General features: G+C 69.4%; 23 protein-coding genes. 17 read left to right on the top strand and 6 right to left on the bottom strand.

The window, feature by feature from the left end:
• Positions 1-100 precede the first annotated feature (100 nt).
• From map to truA, 8 genes are all read left to right on the top strand, one after another.
• The gene (map, locus tag ACFV6E_RS27120) at positions 101-937 is read left to right on the top strand and encodes a type I methionyl aminopeptidase (RefSeq protein ID WP_385161354.1); all 837 of its coding nucleotides are present in this window, start codon (positions 101-103) and stop codon (positions 935-937) included.
• Between the two features lie 174 nt (positions 938-1111).
• Entirely contained in the window at positions 1112-1333 is a 222-nt protein-coding gene (gene infA, locus ACFV6E_RS27115; RefSeq protein WP_003948620.1) for a translation initiation factor IF-1, read from the top strand.
• Between the two features lie 60 nt (positions 1334-1393).
• Positions 1394-1507, top strand: a complete 114-nt coding sequence (rpmJ, locus tag ACFV6E_RS27110; protein ID WP_003974245.1) for a 50S ribosomal protein L36 — start codon at positions 1394-1396, stop codon at positions 1505-1507.
• 217 nt (positions 1508-1724) lie between these two features.
• Positions 1725-2105, top strand: a complete 381-nt coding sequence (rpsM, locus tag ACFV6E_RS27105; RefSeq protein WP_385161356.1) for a 30S ribosomal protein S13 — start codon at positions 1725-1727, stop codon at positions 2103-2105.
• A gap of 97 nt (positions 2106-2202) precedes the next feature.
• The gene (rpsK, locus tag ACFV6E_RS27100; RefSeq protein ID WP_003948617.1) at positions 2203-2607 is read left to right on the top strand and encodes a 30S ribosomal protein S11; all 405 of its coding nucleotides are present in this window, start codon (positions 2203-2205) and stop codon (positions 2605-2607) included.
• Between the two features lie 142 nt (positions 2608-2749).
• Positions 2750-3772 carry a DNA-directed RNA polymerase subunit alpha gene (locus tag ACFV6E_RS27095; protein WP_003966937.1) on the top strand — a complete coding sequence of 341 codons (1023 nt, stop codon included), beginning with the start codon at positions 2750-2752 and terminating at the stop codon, positions 3770-3772.
• A 188-nt stretch (positions 3773-3960) separates the two neighbouring features.
• Complete coding sequence (gene rplQ, locus ACFV6E_RS27090) at positions 3961-4491, top strand: 50S ribosomal protein L17 (RefSeq protein WP_385465165.1); 531 nt, start codon at positions 3961-3963, stop codon at positions 4489-4491.
• Between the two features lie 73 nt (positions 4492-4564).
• Positions 4565-5422, top strand: coding sequence for a tRNA pseudouridine(38-40) synthase TruA (gene truA / locus ACFV6E_RS27085; RefSeq protein WP_385161360.1), 858 nt, complete (start codon positions 4565-4567; stop codon positions 5420-5422).
• A 55-nt stretch (positions 5423-5477) separates the two neighbouring features.
• Here truA and ACFV6E_RS27080 read toward each other — a convergent pair whose 3' ends face one another.
• Positions 5478-6347, bottom strand: a complete 870-nt coding sequence (locus ACFV6E_RS27080; protein ID WP_385465162.1) for a hypothetical protein — start codon at positions 6345-6347, stop codon at positions 5478-5480.
• Between the two features lie 74 nt (positions 6348-6421).
• Here ACFV6E_RS27080 and ACFV6E_RS27075 point away from each other — a divergent pair, with 74 nt between their 5' ends.
• The 4 genes from ACFV6E_RS27075 to glmM all read left to right on the top strand — a co-directional run bounded on the left by ACFV6E_RS27075 (position 6422) and on the right by glmM (position 10541).
• Complete coding sequence (locus ACFV6E_RS27075; RefSeq protein WP_385465159.1) at positions 6422-7684, top strand: glycosyltransferase 87 family protein; 1263 nt, start codon at positions 6422-6424, stop codon at positions 7682-7684.
• 264 nt (positions 7685-7948) lie between these two features.
• Positions 7949-8392: a 50S ribosomal protein L13 gene (gene rplM, locus ACFV6E_RS27070; RefSeq protein ID WP_385161366.1), complete on the top strand. Its 444-nt coding sequence runs from the start codon at positions 7949-7951 to the stop codon at positions 8390-8392.
• Positions 8393-8434: 42 nt separating this feature from the next.
• Positions 8435-8956 (top strand): 30S ribosomal protein S9, encoded by a 522-nt coding sequence (rpsI, locus tag ACFV6E_RS27065; protein WP_385161368.1) that lies wholly within the window; start codon positions 8435-8437, stop codon positions 8954-8956.
• 226 nt (positions 8957-9182) lie between these two features.
• Entirely contained in the window at positions 9183-10541 is a 1359-nt protein-coding gene (gene glmM / locus ACFV6E_RS27060; RefSeq protein ID WP_385465156.1) for a phosphoglucosamine mutase, read from the top strand.
• A 107-nt stretch (positions 10542-10648) separates the two neighbouring features.
• Here the strand turns inward: glmM and ACFV6E_RS27055 are convergent, their stop codons facing one another.
• Together ACFV6E_RS27055 and coaA are read right to left on the bottom strand one after the other, a co-directional pair.
• Entirely contained in the window at positions 10649-11584 is a 936-nt protein-coding gene (locus tag ACFV6E_RS27055; protein ID WP_385161372.1) for a DUF389 domain-containing protein, read from the bottom strand.
• A 56-nt stretch (positions 11585-11640) separates the two neighbouring features.
• On the bottom strand, positions 11641-12630 hold the full coding sequence (gene coaA / locus ACFV6E_RS27050) for a type I pantothenate kinase (RefSeq protein ID WP_385465153.1): 990 nt from the start codon (positions 12628-12630) through the stop codon (positions 11641-11643).
• A gap of 291 nt (positions 12631-12921) precedes the next feature.
• Here coaA and ACFV6E_RS27045 point away from each other — a divergent pair, with 291 nt between their 5' ends.
• From ACFV6E_RS27045 to ACFV6E_RS27035, 3 genes are all read left to right on the top strand, one after another.
• Entirely contained in the window at positions 12922-13086 is a 165-nt protein-coding gene (locus ACFV6E_RS27045) for a hypothetical protein (RefSeq protein ID WP_385161376.1), read from the top strand.
• A 115-nt stretch (positions 13087-13201) separates the two neighbouring features.
• Complete coding sequence (glmS, locus tag ACFV6E_RS27040; protein ID WP_385161378.1) at positions 13202-15049, top strand: glutamine--fructose-6-phosphate transaminase (isomerizing); 1848 nt, start codon at positions 13202-13204, stop codon at positions 15047-15049.
• A 306-nt stretch (positions 15050-15355) separates the two neighbouring features.
• The gene (locus ACFV6E_RS27035) at positions 15356-16009 is read left to right on the top strand and encodes a DUF4232 domain-containing protein (protein ID WP_385161380.1); all 654 of its coding nucleotides are present in this window, start codon (positions 15356-15358) and stop codon (positions 16007-16009) included.
• 6 nt (positions 16010-16015) lie between these two features.
• Here the strand turns inward: ACFV6E_RS27035 and ACFV6E_RS27030 are convergent, their stop codons facing one another.
• Together ACFV6E_RS27030 and ACFV6E_RS27025 are read right to left on the bottom strand one after the other, a co-directional pair.
• On the bottom strand, positions 16016-16210 hold the full coding sequence (locus ACFV6E_RS27030) for a DUF397 domain-containing protein (RefSeq protein WP_385161382.1): 195 nt from the start codon (positions 16208-16210) through the stop codon (positions 16016-16018).
• 7 nt (positions 16211-16217) lie between these two features.
• Positions 16218-17054: a helix-turn-helix domain-containing protein gene (locus tag ACFV6E_RS27025; protein ID WP_385161384.1), complete on the bottom strand. Its 837-nt coding sequence runs from the start codon at positions 17052-17054 to the stop codon at positions 16218-16220.
• Between the two features lie 145 nt (positions 17055-17199).
• Between ACFV6E_RS27025 and ACFV6E_RS27020 the strand changes: the two genes are divergently transcribed.
• Positions 17200-17610, top strand: a complete 411-nt coding sequence (locus tag ACFV6E_RS27020; protein ID WP_385161386.1) for an ATP-binding protein — start codon at positions 17200-17202, stop codon at positions 17608-17610.
• A gap of 135 nt (positions 17611-17745) precedes the next feature.
• Here the strand turns inward: ACFV6E_RS27020 and ACFV6E_RS27015 are convergent, their stop codons facing one another.
• Positions 17746-17919, bottom strand: a complete 174-nt coding sequence (locus tag ACFV6E_RS27015; RefSeq protein ID WP_385161388.1) for a CsbD family protein — start codon at positions 17917-17919, stop codon at positions 17746-17748.
• A 184-nt stretch (positions 17920-18103) separates the two neighbouring features.
• Between ACFV6E_RS27015 and ACFV6E_RS27010 the strand changes: the two genes are divergently transcribed.
• Positions 18104-18274, top strand: coding sequence for a hydrophobic protein (locus ACFV6E_RS27010; protein ID WP_385161390.1), 171 nt, complete (start codon positions 18104-18106; stop codon positions 18272-18274).
• The last annotated feature ends 53 nt before the right edge of the window (positions 18275-18327 follow it).

Raw genomic sequence — 18327 nt, 5'->3', positions numbered from 1 at the left:
GGTTGAACGCCGCTCCGGCCGCGGTGCCCTTCGGGGTGCCGCGGCCGTAGTGTTGTGCACGTAACCGGATGACGTAGGAAGACGGAGAGCGCAGACCGCCATGGTGCAGATCAAGACCCCCGAGCAGATCGCCAGGATGCGTGAGGCGGGGCTGGTCGTCGCCGCCGTCCATGCGGCCACGCGGGAGGCCGCGGTGCCCGGCGCCACCACGAAGGACCTCGACGAGGTCGCCCGCAAGGTGCTGGCCGAGCACGGCGCGAAGTCGAACTTCCTCGGTTACGGCGGTTTCCCCGCGACCATCTGCACCTCGGTCAACGAGGTCGTCGTCCACGGCATCCCGGACGACAAGACCGTCCTGAAGGACGGCGACATCATCTCCATCGACGCCGGCGCGATCGTCGACGGCTGGCACGGCGACGCCGCCTTCACCGCGTTCGTCGGCTCCGGTCACGCTCCGGAGCTGGTCGAGCTCTCCCGGGTGACCGAGGAGTCGATGTGGGCGGGCATCGCCGCCATGAAGCTCGGCAACCGCCTGGTCGACGTCTCCCGCGCCATCGAGACCTACATCCGCCGCCAGCCCAAGCCGGGCGGCGGCAAGTACGGCATCGTCGAGGACTACGGCGGCCACGGCATCGGCACCGAGATGCACATGGACCCGCACCTGCTGAACTACGTCGAGCGGCGCCGCGGCAAGGGGCCCAAGCTGGTCCCCGGTTTCTGTCTGGCCATCGAGCCGATGGTCGCGCTGGGCACCCCGAAGACCGAGGTGCTGGAGGACGACTGGACGGTGGTCAGCACCGACGGCACCTGGTCCTCGCACTGGGAGCACTCGGTGGCGCTGACCGAGGACGGGCCGCTGGTGCTCACCGCGCCGGACGGCGGCCGGGCGAAGCTGGCCGAGCTGGGTGTCACCGCCGCGCCGGATCCGCTGGCGTAGCGTCCGGCACCTCCCGCCACCCCGTGCGCATAGGGATCTCCAAGATGGGGCAGACTTTCTCGATTCGTCTTTCCGGGTGCGCTGACGTAGACTGACTCGTCGGCTCTAGTGCACCCGTATGCCTGCATGCGCTCGCACGGAGTCGATCAAGGTAGTCGATTCGAAGGGCGAAGCGTGGCCAAGAAGCAAGGTGCCATCGAGATCGAGGGCACTGTCGTCGAGTCTCTGCCGAACGCCATGTTCAAGGTCGAGCTCCAGAACGGCCACCAGGTCCTGGCACACATCAGCGGCAAGATGCGCATGCACTACATCCGCATCCTCCCTGACGACCGGGTCGTGGTGGAGCTGTCTCCGTACGACCTGACGCGTGGCCGGATCGTTTACCGCTACAAGTAGATCTTGCCCGCGCCCCGCCGCCGTGCGGGGTGATGGCACTGACCCGGAGAACCTCACCCAATGAAGGTCAAGCCGAGCGTCAAGAAGATCTGCGACAAGTGCAGGGTGATCCGCCGTCACGGCCGGGTCATGGTCATCTGCGACAACCCGCGCCACAAGCAGCGCCAGGGCTGACGCACGACCGCACCTTCTGCATCCGCAGATATTTCGCGCGACGCAAGCAGTACATGTTCATACGCAGAACCCGGACCTGAGTCTCATCGGGTCCGACACCCCCGGTCGGAGGCCGGGGACCCGGTCCGTACCGAATCTCCCGTGCGTGCACGAGGCGAGGACGGCGGGCGGGATCCGGTTCTGCGGAAGACCTCCGAACGACAACTGGAGCCATTGAATGGCACGCGTTTCCGGTGTCGACATCCCGCGCGAGAAGCGTGTGGAGGTCGCCCTCACCTACGTGTTCGGCATCGGCCGGACCCTTTCGCAGCAGACGCTGGCCGAGACCGGCGTCGACCCGAACACCCGCGTTCGTGACCTCTCCGAGGAGGAGCTGGTCAAGATCCGCGAGTACGTGGACAACAACATCAAGACCGAGGGTGACCTCCGTCGCGAGATTCAGGCCGACATCCGCCGCAAGGTCGAGATCGGCTGCTACCAGGGTCTGCGTCACCGCCGCGGCCTGCCCGTCCACGGCCAGCGCACCAGCACGAACGCTCGTACCCGCAAGGGCCCGCGTCGCGCGATCGCCGGTAAGAAGAAGCCGGGCAAGAAGTAGTCCTCAGCGGACGCTGCGGTCGTCCGGGGCCTGCCCCGGAGCCGCATTCCAGCGGTCTTCGCTGTAGGACCGACCACCTCCCGTAGGAGAACAAGACATGCCCCCCAAGGGACGTCAGGGCGCTGCCAAGAAGGTGCGCCGCAAGGAAAAGAAGAACGTCGCTCACGGCCACGCGCACATCAAGAGCACGTTCAACAACACGATCGTCTCGATCACGGACCCGACCGGCAACGTGATCTCCTGGGCCTCCGCCGGCCACGTCGGCTTCAAGGGCTCGCGCAAGTCCACCCCCTTCGCCGCGCAGATGGCCGCCGAGTCGGCCGCCCGCCGCGCCCAGGAGCACGGCATGCGCAAGGTCGACGTCTTCGTCAAGGGTCCCGGCTCCGGCCGTGAGACCGCGATCCGCTCCCTCCAGGCCACGGGCCTCGAGGTCGGCTCGATCCAGGACGTCACCCCCACCCCGCACAACGGCTGCCGTCCGCCGAAGCGTCGTCGCGTCTGACGCACGGCCTTCGGGTCCGGGTTTTCGGGCGGTACGGCTCTTACAGGTCGTACCGCCCGTACCCTTGTAGTGAAGTACGTCGGGCTCTGCCCGGTGACTCAGGGCGTCAAATAGCGGGCGCCCCTGACTGAAGGAACAACGCATGCTGATCGCTCAGCGTCCCTCGTTGACCGAAGAGGTCGTCGACGAGTTCCGCTCCCGGTTCGTGATCGAGCCGCTGGAGCCGGGCTTCGGCTACACCCTCGGCAACTCCCTCCGCCGTACGCTCCTCTCCTCGATCCCGGGTGCGGCGGTCACGTCCATCCGCATCGACGGCGTTCTGCACGAGTTCACCACCGTGCCGGGCGTCAAGGAGGACGTCACCGACCTGATCCTCAACATCAAGCAGCTGGTCGTCTCCTCGGAGCACGACGAGCCGGTCGTGATGTATCTGCGCAAGCAGGGTCCGGGTCTGGTCACCGCCGCCGACATCGCGCCCCCGGCCGGTGTCGAGGTGCACAACCCCGACCTCGTCCTCGCCACGCTCAACGGCAAGGGCAAGCTGGAGATGGAGCTGACCGTCGAGCGCGGTCGCGGCTACGTCTCCGCCGTCCAGAACAAGCAGGTCGGTCAGGAGATCGGGCGCATCCCGGTCGACTCGATCTACTCGCCGGTTCTCAAGGTCACGTACAAGGTCGAGGCCACGCGTGTCGAGCAGCGGACCGACTTCGACAAGCTGATCGTCGACGTCGAGACCAAGCAGGCGATGCGTCCCCGTGACGCCATGGCCTCCGCCGGCAAGACCCTGGTCGAGCTGTTCGGTCTCGCCCGCGAGCTGAACATCGACGCCGAGGGCATCGACATGGGTCCGTCCCCGACGGACGCCGCCCTCGCCGCCGATCTGGCGCTGCCGATCGAGGAGCTCGAGCTCACCGTTCGCTCGTACAACTGCCTCAAGCGTGAGGGCATCCACTCCGTGGGTGAGCTGGTCGCCCGCTCCGAGGCGGACCTGCTCGACATCCGTAACTTCGGTGCGAAGTCCATCGACGAGGTCAAGGCCAAGCTCGCCGGCATGGGCCTTGCGCTGAAGGACTCGCCTCCCGGGTTCGACCCGACCGCTGCGGCGGACGCGTTCGGCGCGGATGACGACGCCGATGCGGGCTTCGTCGAGACCGAGCAGTACTAAGAGCTCGGGCCGGCCGGTCCGTACTCTGCTGCGGGCCCGCTGTGGCTGGTCGCGCCCACGCGGCGGCAGCCGCAGATCGACACCTCCCCGCGCCCCTTGCGGGCGCGGGGTCTCCGACGGGCAACCGCCCGCTCGGATACTGACCTCGGTACCTGATACGGCCGGGGCAGACACCTAGGAGAAACACCATGCCGAAGCCCACCAAGGGTGCCCGTCTGGGCGGCAGTGCCGCGCACGAGAAGCTGCTTCTCGCGAACCTCGCGAAGAGCCTCTTCGAGCACGGCCGCATCACCACCACGGAGGCCAAGGCCCGTCGCCTGCGTCCGTACGCCGAGCGTCTGGTCACCAAGGCGAAGAAGGGCGACCTTCACAACCGCCGTCAGGTGCTCCAGGTCATCACGGACAAGAGCGTCGTCCACACGCTCTTCACCGAGATCGGCCCGCGCTACGAGAACCGCCCGGGTGGCTACACCCGTATCACCAAGATCGGTAACCGCCGTGGCGACAACGCGCCCATGGCCGTCATCGAGCTGGTGGAGGCCCTGACCGTGGCCCAGGAGGCCACCGGTGAGGCCGAGGCGGCCACCAAGCGTGCCGTCAAGGAAGACGCCCTGAAGAAGGACGAGCCGAAGCAGGACGAGGCCGTCGAGGCCACGTCCGAGGAGACCACGGACGAGCCCGCCGCGGAAGCGGCTGGTGAGGACGCCAAGGATGCCTGAGGCTCTGCCTTGCCGTGAGCGGGTCCGTCCCTTCGGGACGGGCCCGCTTTCGCGTACCTGAGAGGATCTGTGTGTGAGTGACGAGGCGGAGCCCGGGTTCGTACGGGTGCGGATGGACCTGTCGTACGACGGGAGCGAATTCTCCGGGTGGGCCAAGCAGGCCGGCGGGCGGCGGACCGTGCAGGGCGAGATCGAGGACGCGCTGCGGACCGTGACGCGGTCGAAGGAGACCACGTACGAGCTGACCGTGGCCGGGCGGACGGATGCCGGGGTGCACGCGCGGGGGCAGGTCGCGCATGTCGATCTGCCGGAGGAGCTGTGGGCCGGGCATCGGGAGAAGCTGCTCAAGCGGCTCGCGGGGCGGCTGCCGAAGGACGTGCGGGTGTGGTCGCTGGCCGAGGCGCCGAGCGGGTTCAACGCACGGTTCTCCGCGATCTGGCGGCGGTACGCGTATCGCGTCACCGATCATCCCGGGGGCGTCGACCCGCTGCTGCGCGGGCACGTCCTGTGGCACGACTGGCCGCTGGACGTCGACGCCATGAACGAGGCCGCGCGGCAGCTGCTCGGCGAGCACGACTTCGCCGCCTACTGCAAGCGGCGCGAGGGCGCGACGACCATCCGTACGCTCCAGGAGCTGAGCCTCGTACGCGGGGACGACGGGGTCGTCACGGCGACCGTGCGGGCCGACGCCTTCTGCCACAACATGGTGCGCTCGCTGATCGGGGCGTTGCTGTTCGTGGGGGACGGGCACCGCGGTCCCGAGTGGCCGGGGAAGGTGCTGGCCGCCGGGGTGCGCGACTCGGCCGTGCACGTCGTACGGCCGCACGGGCTGACCCTGGAGGAGGTCGGCTATCCGGCCGACGAACTGCTGGCCGCGCGGAGCAGTCAGGCGCGGAACAAGCGGACGCTGCCGGGGGCGGACTGCTGCTGAGAGGGGAAGGGCCGGACAGGGGTGCGCGGGCCGCGCACCCCGGGCGGTGACGGCCCTACTGGTTCGCCGCCGCCGACGCCTGGGCCTCGCCGCGGCGGTGGATCTGGTTGAAACTGAAGCGGGCCAGGTCGTCGCCGGTCGTGAAGACGTCCTCGTCCTTCTCCGTCACGTCCTTGCCGTTGGTGAAGCCGGCGAGCGTGAAGTAGGCGTAGCGGCCGTAGGAGTTCGTCGTCGAGCGGCAGACGGCCGTGCGGCAGAAGGCGGGGACGCCGGAACCGGAGAGCGAGGCGATGATGCTCTTCTTGTCGGCTTCCTTCTTGACCGCGGACGCCTGGGCCTCGGTGTCGAAGAGGGCGACACCGATGGTCACCGCGACGCCGTCCTTGGAGTAGGTGACGCGCATGACGCGGGTGCAGTCGTTCTTGGTGAGCACCGCGGGGAGGGTCTTCAGCGCGGCGGAGGCGCAGTCCGTGGTCGAGGTCTTCGGGCCCTTGGCGTAGACCCGCTCACCGACCGTGAGCTGCGTGCCGGGGAAGAGGATGTCCGGGCTGATCGGCGCGGTGTCCTTCCCGGCGCTGGAGATGAAGTCCTTCGGGTCCAGCGGCGGAGGGGCCGAGGTCGGCTCGAAGGAGGGGTCCGCCGTGCCGCTGCCGCTGGGCAGGTCGGCGGTGGCGGGCAGGTTGGTCGGTTTGTTGTCGGCCTGGCTGTCGCCGTTGGCCGAGACGACCGCCACGGCGACCGCGGCGCCGACCGCGACCGTGGCCACTGCCGCGCCGCCGATCAGCAGCAGTTTCCGGCGCTTGTTGCGTGACTCGGACGCCTCGGCGAGTGCCGCCCAGTCCGGCGTCCGGTTGTCCCACTGCTGCTGTTGCTGAGAACCCGGTTTCCAGGGATCCCACGGAGGCTCCCCCTGCCCATAACTCATGGGGCGCATCTTAGACGGGGCAAGGGGGGTGCCGTTCCGGGGCGGGGGAGAGTCGAGCCCCTAGCGTGACCTGAATGCACACGGGCAAAAGTGACATCTCCGGGTGGTTGGTGCGTCGCGCCCCCTGGCAGGCGTGGGTCGCGGCGGCGGCGGTCCTGGCGGCCCCGGCGGCGGCGGTCGCGCACGCGGCCCCGGACGGCGGGATGGACAACGCGATCGTCGTACGGGCGGCCCGCGCCTGGCTGGACGGCGGCTCGCCCTACGCCGACCCGCACTTCCTGTATCTGCCGAGCGCGGTCCTCGCGGCGGTGCCGCAGGCGCTGCTTCCGGTGGCGGTGCTGCGGGTGCTGGTCCCGGTGACGGTGACGGCGCTGCTGGTGGCGGGCTGGGGCGCCTGTCTGCGTATCCACGGGGTTCCGTGGCGCAGCCGGTTCGCGGTGCTGGGGCTGGCCGGGCTCGCGGCGGGCTTCGCGCCCTTCGGGCATCTGGTGCGGCTCGGCAACTGGACCGTGACGGCGGCGGTCGCGCTGCCGCTGGCGCTGCTGTGCGCGGTGCGGGGGCGGTGGGTCGCCGCGGGTGCCGTGATCGGTGCCGCGGTGGCGCTGAAGCCGTTGCTCGCGCCGGTGGCGCTGCTGTTCGTGTTCGCGGGGCGGTGGCGGGCGCTGGCCGCGGCGGTGCTGGTGCCGGCGGCGGCGTCCGGCGGGGCGGCGCTGCTGATGCCGGACCCGGCCGGGTTCTTCACGCGGACGCTGCCGTTCCTGCTGAGCGGGCGGGACGGCTTCGTACGGCTCTACGAGGCGTCGCCGGGGGCGGTGCTGCCCCGGCTCGGGGTGCCGGCGGGGGCGGCCGCGGTGCTGGCGCTCGGCGGTGCGGGGTGCGGGGTGTGGTGCGCGTACCGGCGGTGGCGGCGGGGTGATCCGTCACCGGCGCGGGTCACGGAGACGGCGGCGGCGCTGATGCTCTCGGCGTTCCTGGTCTCCCGGCCCTCGTACGACCACTATCTGCTGGTGGTGGTGCCGGTGCTGCTCGCGGGGGTGCTCGGGGCGGGGGCGGTGGCGCGCGGGCCGTGGTTCTGGCTGGCGCTGGTGCCGCAGCTGCCCGGTGTGACCTGGCCTTATCTGGAACCGATCACCCGGCGGGCCTTTAGGGACTGCTGCACGCTGTGTGTGCTGGCCGTCGCGGTGGCGGCGGGCGCGGGGCGGCCGGGCGGGCGGCCGGAGCGGCTCGTGTGGCGCGGGCGGCTCGTGCGGCGCGGGCCCGTACGTGCTCCGGCTCCCGTACGTGCTCCGGCTCCCGTACGGGAGGGTGAGGTGCGGGAGGGGCGTGCGGTCCCTTAGCGGTATCGGGGCCGGTCGCGGTAGCCGCCGGGTGGGTGGTGCGGGTGCGTTTTGACCCGTCCGGGGCACCACGGGTACTCTTGCAGTTCGTTATGTGTATTGGCTTGCTCATTCTCACGTGAGGGGCCCTTACACCGGTCCACCGGGCCGATGACCAGCGACCAGCACGCGGTTTGCGTCACCGCGGTGCGGTCAGGGCTGTCGTGATCGTCTTCGGTGACCTTGTCAGGACCCATTTCACTGAAGAAGCGAAGGCTACGAACCGTGCGTACGTACAGCCCCAAGCCCGGCGACATCACTCGCCAGTGGCACGTCATCGACGCTCAGGACGTCGTCCTGGGCCGTCTGGCGACCACCGCCGCCACCCTTCTGCGGGGCAAGCACAAGCCGATCTACGCGCCGCACGTCGACGCTGGTGACTTCGTCATCATCATCAACGCCGACAAGGTGCACCTGTCCGGCAACAAGCGGACGCAGAAGATGGCCTACCGCCACTCCGGCTACCCGGGTGGTCTGCGCTCCGTCCGTTACGACGAGCTGCTGGACAAGAACCCCGAGAAGGCCGTGGAAAAGGCCGTCAAGGGCATGCTCCCCAAGAACACCCTGGGCCGTCAGATGCTCTCGAAGCTGAAGGTCTACTCGGGCGACCAGCACCCGCACGCTGCCCAGCAGCCGGTGCCGTTCGAGATCACCCAGGTCGCGCAGTAGTTCCGGCCACCCCCTAAGACGAAAAGAAATCTGAGGAGAATCGTGGCCGAGACCACCGTTGAGCAGCCGGTCGAAGAGACTGAGCTCGTCGACATCGACCAGTACACCACCGAGTCCGAGGTGCCCGTCGAGGGCGAGTACACCTCGGAGTCGATGGCGTCCCGCTTCGGCGACCCGCAGCCGGCCGCCGGCCTGGGCCGTCGCAAGAACGCCATCGCCCGCGTCCGGATCGTCCCGGGCTCCGGCAAGTGGAAGATCAACGGGCGCACGCTCGAGGACTACTTCCCGAACAAGGTCCACCAGCAGGAAGTCAACGAGCCCTTCAAGGTGCTCGAGCTCGAGGGCCGCTACGACGTCGTCGCCCGCATCGCGGGTGGCGGTGTCTCCGGTCAGGCCGGTGCCCTGCGCCTCGGCGTGGCCCGCGCCCTGAACGAGGCGGACGTGGACAACAACCGCGGCGCCCTGAAGAAGGCCGGCTTCCTCAAGCGCGACGACCGTGCGGTCGAGCGCAAGAAGGCCGGTCTCAAGAAGGCCCGTAAGGCCCCGCAGTACAGCAAGCGTTAATCGCTGCCTCGTACGTTCGTTCGCCCCGGCGGCACGCTGTGTGCCGCCGGGGCGTTCGTTTATCACAGCAGTGGGCGTATAACGGCATAAGGCGTTCAAAGGTTTGCATGCTCGGATGTTTATCGAAGCCATACTGACTTTTTGAGCCCTCGTCAGGGATGGGCGATCAGGGCCGGAGGCTGGGCACAGCCTCTTCGGGGAATTCCGACAGTTCGGAGGACAGCAAGTGGGACGACTCTTCGGCACGGACGGCGTGCGCGGTGTCGCCAATGCGGATCTGACGGCCGAGATGGCACTCGGTCTCTCCGTCGCGGCGGCGCACGTACTGGCCGAGGCGGGCACGTTCGAGGGCCACCGGCCGAAGGCGGTCGTCGGACGTGATCCGCGCGCGTCCGGGGAGTTCCTGGAGGCCGCGGTCGTCGCGGGGCTCGCCAGCGCGGGCGTCGACGTGCTGCGGGTCGGCGTGCTGCCCACCCCGGCGGTGGCCTACCTGACCGGCGCCCGGGGCGCCGACCTCGGCGTGATGCTGTCCGCCAGCCACAACGCGATGCCCGACAACGGGATCAAGTTCTTCGCGCGCGGCGGCCACAAGCTCGCCGACGAGCTGGAGGACCGGATCGAGTCCGTCTACGAGGAGCACCGCACCGGCGCCCCCTGGGACCGCCCGACCGGCGCCGGCGTCGGCCGCGTCACCTCCTGCGACGAGGGCTCCGACGACTACGTGTCCCACCTGGTCGGCGCCCTGCCGAACCGGCTCGAGGGGCTGAAGGTCGTCCTGGACGAGGCGCACGGCGCGGCCTTTCGGGTGTCGCCCGAGGCGTTCCGGCGGGCCGGCGCGGAGATCGTCACGATCGGCACCGAGCCGGACGGGCTCAACATCAACGACGGCTGCGGCTCCACCCACCTCAGCCTGCTGAAGGCCGCCGTCGTCGAGCACGGCGCCCACCTGGGCATCGCGCACGACGGCGACGCCGACCGCTGCCTCGCCGTGGACCACACCGGCGAGGAGGTCGACGGCGACCAGATCCTGGCCGTGCTCGCGCTGGCGATGCGGGAGCGTTCCGCACTGCGCTCCGACACCGTCGTCGCGACGGTCATGTCCAACCTGGGCTTCAAGCTCGCCATGGAGCGCGAGGGCGTCTCCTTCGTCCAGACGGCGGTCGGCGACCGCTACGTGCTGGAGGAGATGAAGGAGCACGGCTACGCCCTCGGCGGCGAGCAGTCCGGGCACGTCATCATCCTCGACCACGCCACCACCGGTGACGGCACGCTGACCGGGCTGCTGCTCGCGGCCCAGGTCGCCGAGACCGGCCGCACGCTCAAGGACCTCGCGTCCGTCATGGAGCGGCTGCCGCAGGTGCTCATCAACGTCCCGGACGTCGACAAGTCCCGCGTGAAGACCTCCGCCGAACTGGCCGCCGCCGTCACCGACGCCGAGCGCGAACTCGGCTCCACCGGGCGGGTGCTGCTGCGCCCCTCCGGCACCGAGCCGCTGGTCCGCGTCATGGTCGAGGCCGCGGACATCGACCACGCCCGGTCCGTGGCCGGACGGCTGGCGGACGCGGTGAAGTCGGCGCTGGGCTAGGGCGTGCATGGCGTCGCGCGGCAGGCGGGACTTTCGCAACACGCCCTAGGCGCGCGGGCCGGGCCGTCGGCGGTCACCGGGCGGGTCGGCTCGCCCGGTGGAACGGTTCACGTGCGCGCTGTCGCGCGCTGTCTCGCCCAGAACCACTTCTGGGCGAGCAGCGTGAGGGTGCCGGCCACCACGATGCCGCCCAGGTTGGCGAGGAGCTGCCAGGTCGAGCCCCAGGTCTGGGAGTAGTCGGCGTAGCTGAGGGCCACGGCCGCGTTCGCCGCGGCCGGGACCGTCGTCACCGAGATGGCCACGCCGATCAGGGCGCCGGACTTGGCCGAGGTGAGCGAGAGGGTGCCCGCGATGCCGGCCAGGAAGGCGACCACGAAGGACATCCAGTCCGGCTTCCAGATGAAGGCGGTGTTGGGCCGTTCCGCCTCCACCATCGCCTTCTCGAACAGGCCGAAGCCGTCCATCAGCAGGGCGAACCCGGCCGTGACCACCATCGCGACGGCGAACCCGGCGAGCAGCGCCCACAGCGAGCGCCCCACCAGGCGCGGAGCGCGCTGCACCAGGGCCGTGGAGATTCCGGCCAGCGGCCCGAACTCGGGGCCGACCGCCATCGCGCCGACGATCAGGATCGCGTTGTCGAGCATGACACCGCAGGCCGCGAGCATCGTGGCGACGGTCAGGAACGCGAGATAGGTGACGTTGAGCGTCGACTCCTCGTGCGTCGCGTCCTCGAGCTGCTCCCACAGCACGGCGTCCGCGCCCTCGCCGGGCGCCGCCTCCTCCGCTTCGTCCGCGTGCTTCGACAGGGACAGATCGATGTCCGCGACGGCGATGGAACCGTCCGTGTCTATCTTCAGCTCCCGCAGCTCGGCGATCAGTTCGTCGCCCGCCTCGCGCGCGACGTCGCACATGACGACGTCGCCGGACGGGTTGCGGGCGGCGCCCGGCAGGACCACGAGATGGGCGGTGCCGACCGTCCGCTCGACCAGACGCACCACGTCGTCGGTCCGGCCGGGCGGAGTGATGAGGCGCAAGTGCAGCATGGGCGCAGGGTAACGGCCGCCGCAGCACCGCGCCTTGTGCCGGGTCCGCCGTATCGCTACAGCTTGCGCAGGCTGAGCCGTTGCACCTTGTGGTCCCGGCCCTTGCGGAGGACCAGGGTGGCGCGGCCGCGGGTCGGGGCCACGTTCTCCAGCAGGTTGGGCTTGTTGATGGTTCGCCAGGTGGTGCGGGCGTAGTCCAGCGCCTCCTCCTCGGAGACCTGGGTGTACTTGCGGAAGTACGAGGACGGGTTCTGGAAGGCGGTCTGGCGCAGCTTCTTGAACCGGTTGAGGTACCAGCGCTCGATGTCCTCGGCGCGGGCGTCGACGTACACGCTGAAGTCGAAGTAGTCGGCGAGGCCGACGCGGGTGCGGCCGTCCTTGCCGGGCAGGGCGGGCTGGAGCACGTTCAGGCCCTCGACGATCAGGATGTCGGGGCGGCGCACGGTCAGCCGCTCGCCGGGCACGATGTCGTAGATCAGGTGCGAGTAGACGGGCGCGGTGACCTCGTCCTTGCCGGCCTTGATGTCGGCGACGAAGCGGGTCAGGGCGCGGCGGTCGTACGACTCGGGGAAGCCCTTCCTGGACATCATGCCGCGGGCCTCCAGCTCCGCGGTGGGCAACAGGAAGCCGTCCGTCGTCACCAGTTCCACCCGCGGGTGCTCGGGCCAGCGTGACAGCAGGGCCTGGAGCAGCCGGGCGACCGTGGACTTGCCGACGGCGACGGACCCCGCGACGCCTATGACGAACGGGGTGCCGGACTGGGAGCCCTGCTCGCCGAGGAAGGTGTTGAGGGCGCCGCGCAGGGTGTCGGTGGCGCCGACGTACAGGTTGAGCAGGCGGGACAGCGGCAGGTAGATGTCGCGCACCTCGTCGAGGTCGATGACGTCGCCCAGGCCGCGCAGCTTCTCGACCTCCTCGGCGGTCAGCGGAAGCGGCGTCTTGTCGCGCAGCGCGCTCCACTCGGTACGGGTGAGGTCGACGTAGGGAGTCGCCTCCGGCCTGGGCCGGTGGGCGCTCCGCGGCGACGTGGTAACCGGTGAGATCACACTTCATTGTTACGGGAAGTCGAACAGGGTGACAGGTGGGCTCCGTCACGCTCACCGGGAGACATCCGTAGCCCCCCGAAGCGACGGGTGCGGTCGGGAGCGGTCGCCTGTGCGTCAGATGTGTGCGAGGTCTGGACCAGAACGGTGGACGGGGATACGTTCCCCTGACATCCGGGGCCGAGCCGTGCCCTGGGGCATCACGGGGGGTTGGGACTGGTGACAACCGTGCACATCCGTGACTTCGTACGCCGCAGGTCCTTATTCACCTCCTCCCCGGACTTCGCCGGGCGCGTGTGCAGCGAGCTGGCGGTGGACGACCTGCCGGACGAGGACGTGAACGAGGAGCTGGCGGACTGCCTCGCCCTGTACGAGCACGGCAGCAAGCCGCGCTGCGAGGAGGCCGAGTACCTGGGCCTGGTCCAGGAGGCGATCGACCGCATCGAGCAGGGCGACTGAGCCCGCCGGGGACGGCAGAGGAGGGCTGAGGGGCCGTCCCGCCGGGGCGGTGAATATCCGATATCGGGCACGAAGTGCCGGTACGGCGCCGATCCGGGACCGTAGGCTGCCGCCCATGTGCGGAATCGTGGGATACGTGGGCTCGCAGTCGGCGCTGGACGTGGTGGTCGCCGGACTGAAGCGGCTGGAGTACCGGGGGTACGACTCGGCGGGCGTCGCGGTGCTCGCGGACGGCGGCCTGGCCGCGGCGAAACGCGCCGGCAAGCTCGTCAATCTGGAGAAGGCTCTGGTCGACGGGGTGCTGCCGAGCGGTTCCACCGGGATCGGACACACCCGGTGGGCCACGCACGGCGGCCCCACCGACGCCAACGCGCACCCGCACCTGGACAACGCGGGCCGCGTCGCCGTCGTCCACAACGGCATCATCGAGAACTTCGCCGCCCTCCGTGCCGAGCTGGCCGAGCGCGGCCACGAGCTGACCTCCGAGACGGACACCGAGGTGGTCGCGCATCTGCTCGCCGAGGAGTTCTCCTCGTGCGCGGACCTGGCGGAGGCGATGCGGCTGGTGTGCCGGCGCCTGGAGGGCGCGTTCACGCTGGTCGCCGTGCACGCGGACGAGCCGGACGTGGTCGTCGGCGCCCGCCGCAACTCCCCGCTCGTCGTCGGGGTCGGTGAGGGCGAGGCGTTCCTCGCCTCGGACGTCGCCGCGTTCATCGCGCACACCCGCTCGGCGATCGAGCTGGGCCAGGACCAGGTGGTGGAGCTGCGCCGGGACGGGGTGACGGTCACCGGCTTCGACGGGCGGCCCGCCGACGTCCGCTCGTACCACGTCGACTGGGACGCCTCGGCCGCCGAGAAGGGCGGCTACGACTACTTCATGCTCAAGGAGATCGCCGAGCAGCCCAAGGCGGTCGCCGACACGCTCCTGGGCCGCATCGACGCGGCGGGCACGCTGGCACTGGACGAGGTCCGCATCCCGACGGGTGTGCTGCGCGAGGTGAACAAGGTGGTGATCGTCGCCTGCGGTACGGCCTTCCACGCCGGGCTGATCGCCAAGTACGCCATCGAGCACTGGACGCGGATTCCCTGCGAGGTGGAGCTGGCCAGCGAGTTCCGCTACCGCGATCCGATCCTCGACCCGCGCTCGCTGGTGATCGCCATCTCCCAGTCAGGGGAGACCATGGACACCCTGATGGCGCTGCGGCACGCCCGTGAGCAGGGCTCCAAGGTGCTGGCCATCTGCAACACCAACGGTTCGACGATCCCGCGCGAGTCGGACGCGGTGCTGTACACGCACGCGGGCCCGGAGGTCGCGGTGGCCTCGACCAAGGCGTTCCTGACCCAGCTCGTGGCCTGCTACCTGGTCGCCCTGTACCTGGGCCAGGTGCGCGGCACCAAGTGGGGCGACGAGATCCGGGCCGTCGTCCGGGACCTCGCGGAGATCGCGCACTCGGTCGACCGTGTCCTGGAGACCATGGAGCCGGTACGGGAGCTGGCGCGCTCGCTCGCCGACAAGAACACGGTGCTGTTCCTGGGCCGGCACGTGGGTTACCCGGTCGCGCTGGAAGGCGCCCTGAAGCTCAAGGAACTGGCCTACATGCACGCCGAGGGCTTCGCGGCGGGCGAGCTGAAGCACGGACCGATCGCGCTGATCGAGCAGGACCTGCCGGTGGTCGTCATCGTGCCGTCCCCCCGGGGCCGGTCCGTCCTCCACGACAAGATCGTCTCCAACATCCAGGAGATCCGCGCGCGCGGCGCCCGCACCATCGTCATCGCGGAGGAGGGTGACGAGGCGGTGGTCCCGTACGCGGACCACCTGGTCCGGGTCCCGGTGACGCCGACCCTGCTCCAGCCCCTGGTCGCCACGGTCCCGCTCCAGGTCTTCGCCTGCGAACTGGCGACGGCGCGGGGGAACGAGGTCGACCAGCCGCGCAACCTTGCGAAGTCGGTCACCGTGGAGTGACGGGGCCGTGCCGGCCGGGCACCGCTGAAACCGGGGCGTGGGGCGCACGTGAAGAGAGTGTGCCGCCGGGGATGTGCAAGGGCGGGTCGGTCACGGATCTGTCCCGGCGGGTGGTGTCACGGCCCGCGGGACCGTGACGGCGCCCCGCCCCCGGTAAATGGGGGCGGGGAGCGGAGTGGCGCCCGCGTGTTCCGCAATCGCGTGTAACAGGCATGTACGGGGGCGCGGCCCGACGGAACGAGGTTCGGGCGGGCGGGGTCTTCATGGTCAGCAACGCAGACGGCACCGACCATGAAGGAAGAAACGATGCGCGCTCAGAAGCTCACCATCGCCGCCGTGGCCCTCGCCGCGGGTCTCTCGCTCACGGCCTGCCAGGGTGGCGGCGACGCGGACGCGAGCGGCAAGGGCTCGGACTCTTCGTCTTCCTCCTCCTCGTCCTCCGGTAAGTCCTCCGGCGGGGGCAACGCGTCCGGCAAGAACGCGTCGAACACCTCCGGCGGTGACGACTCGGCGACCTCGGAGTCCGGCTCCGCCGACGGCAGCGGGGGCGGGCAGATCAACACCGGCCAGTGCCAGACCGCGAACCTGGAGTTCAGCTCCACGCACGGCATGGGCGAGGGTGACCTCGTGGTCCGCATGAAGAACACCGGCGAGGCGTGCTCGCTCAAGGGCTTCCCCGGCGTCGACCTCCGGTCCGAGGCCGCCTCGGGACCGCTCAGCGCCAAGCGCAGCGACGTGACTCCCGTGTCCGTCGTCCTCCAGAACGGCGACACGACCCGCTTCACGCTGCACTACCCGCCGAACAACTCCGGCGGCTCGGGCGTGGACGTCACCGCGATCGAGGTGACCCCGCCCAACGAGACCCACTCCAAGACCCTGTCGGTCAGCCTCAACCTCCCGGTCACCGCCGACACCGGCAACGAGGTCACGGTGGACCCGGTCGGCACGGGGAAGCAGTGACGCGTTTCAACGGGGGGTCGCGGCCTTCAGGGCCTCGATGAACGGGACGAAGGCTCCGGCCGTGAGGGTGAGGATCCCCTCGGCCGGGGCCTTTGAGTCTCGGACGGCTATGTGGGTGGGGGAGTTGGCGATCTCGACGCAGGCGTTGCCGTCGCCTTCCCCGGAGTAGGACGACTTCCGCCAGTTGTTGAGCGTGGTCATGGGTGCCTCACAGCTCTTTCAGAAGCTCGTGGATGAAGTCACGCGACCGGTCCGGTTCGAGTGACACCGCTTCCACCTTACGGAGGCGGATTCGGTAAGTGGCAAGCTGAGCTTCGGAGTCGAGAAAGACCGAGCCGTGGGGCGTGTCTCGTACGACTGTGTCCAGCTTGGGCAGGGCGCCACCCACGTACGACATGGTGCTCGATGCTCTGGAGAATCCGTCCAGGTCGAACGGGATGACGCGCACGGTGATGTTGTCCGCCTCCGATCGCTCCAGAAGCTTGGTGAGTTGCGTCCGGGATGCGGCGCGGTCGCTGACCCTGATGCGCAGGGCCGCTTCGTGGATCACTACCTCGTACGGGATGGTGCTCTTCTGGCGTCGCGCTCGATGGCTGACGCGCAACTCAAGTTCTCTTTGGGTGAGTTCAGGTACTCGCGACGAGAAAAGTGCGCGGGCGTATTCCTCCGTCTGGAGGAGGCCCGGTACGTACAAGAACACCACCTCGTGCAAGAGCGCGGCGTGATGCTCCAGTTCGGCGAGATCCAGGAACGACGTGGGCAGTGATCCCCGGTACTCCTCCCACCAACCCCGTGTCCGGTCGGTGGCCATGGCGACCAGGGCGCCGATGAACTCCTCATCCGTGCAGGCGTAGTGGGAAGCAAGGCGCCGCAGCCGCTCCTCGCTCACGCCCGCGAGTCCGGATTCGATGTGGCTGATCTGGACGCGACCGGCCCCAAGCAGTGCTGCTGCCTCGACGGCGGTGAGTCCTGCCGCCTCACGCAGTCTGCGCAACTCAATGCCCAGGCGCATTTGTCGTGCCGTGGGTTCGCGCCTCAGCGGCATCAGTCGCTCCTCGATTCAACACGCCTGTCGGCGCGACTCGTTCGGGCTCAGATTACGCGACCGGCTTGCTCCGTATGACGAGTTATACCTACTCTCAGTCACGCGTCGCACACGCTGCGCTCCCGTCCGTTGAACGGAGTTCCGCATGCCCGAAAACGATCCCTGGGAGTACTCGCTCCACATCCCCAACGATCCGCGCGCCGTCACCGTCAGCCGTCGGACCCTGCGTCTGATCCTCACCGTCCACGGGTTCATCCGCCTCGTCGACGTCGCCGAGCTGCTCGCCGCCGAGCTGGTGTCCAATGCCGTACGGCATACGAAAGGCCCCGCCGCCCTGCGGGTGCGCTGGGTGGCGGGGGTGTTGCGGATCGGGGTGTGTGACGCCGACCCCGAGCCGCCCGGACCGCCGCGATGTCCGGCGTCGGCCGGGGAACTGCCGGAAGAGGGACGGGGGCTGGCGCTGGTCGGGGCCTGCGCCGACGAGTGGGGCTGGCAGCCGCTCGTCACGAACGGGGATCCGGGCAAGTTCGTGTGGTGCGAGCTGGCCGCCGCATAACGAATCCGACCGGAGATATAAGTTCCGCGAGAAACGGGAAACGGCCTCGGGCACCCCCATCGGATGCGTCGCATATGTCGAATACGTCGAACGCGTCGTGCAGGGGTGCCCGAAGCCGTGAAATAACCGCCCGCGTCAGCGTCGGAACTTGTCGTTCACCTTTTCCCGGGCCTCGCGGGCATCTCCCTTGGCGCTCTCCGCGCGGCCCTCGGCCCGCATGCGGTCATTGCCCACGGCGCGGCCCAGCGTCTCCTTGGCCTTGCCCTTGGTCTGCTCGGCCTTGGCCTGTGCCTTCTGGTTGTCAGCCACGGGTTTCACATCCCAACGTGTTGATCGTCCTTGGTGCTGGCCTTCGGATTGCCGACGAGGAAAGGGCTAAACGTCGTGGCTTCGGAGCGAGCGCCCATGCCCCGGAATCCGGGAATCAGTCATGGATATCCGCATGCTTGTTCCCTCAACAAGGGGGAACTCGGCGGATCGGAGGTTGATAGACATGGTTCCCTTGCTTCTGGTTCTGCTGCTCGCCCTGATCCTTTTCGGTGCGGGCTTCGCACTCAAGGCCCTGTGGTGGATCGCGATCATCGTGCTCGTGGTCTGGCTGCTCGGCTTCCTCGTCCGTCCGGCGGGCAGCGGTGGCCGTCGCGGCCGCTGGTATCGCTGGTAGCGAGCACCCGCACGGCGACGAATAGACGCGTAGGGGTCCCGGCCGTCCACGGC

The organism is Streptomyces sp. NPDC059785, assembly GCF_042732375.1.
Classification (GTDB): Bacteria; Actinomycetota; Actinomycetes; order Streptomycetales; family Streptomycetaceae; genus Streptomyces.
This window is presented reverse-complemented; position numbering and strand designations above follow the sequence as displayed.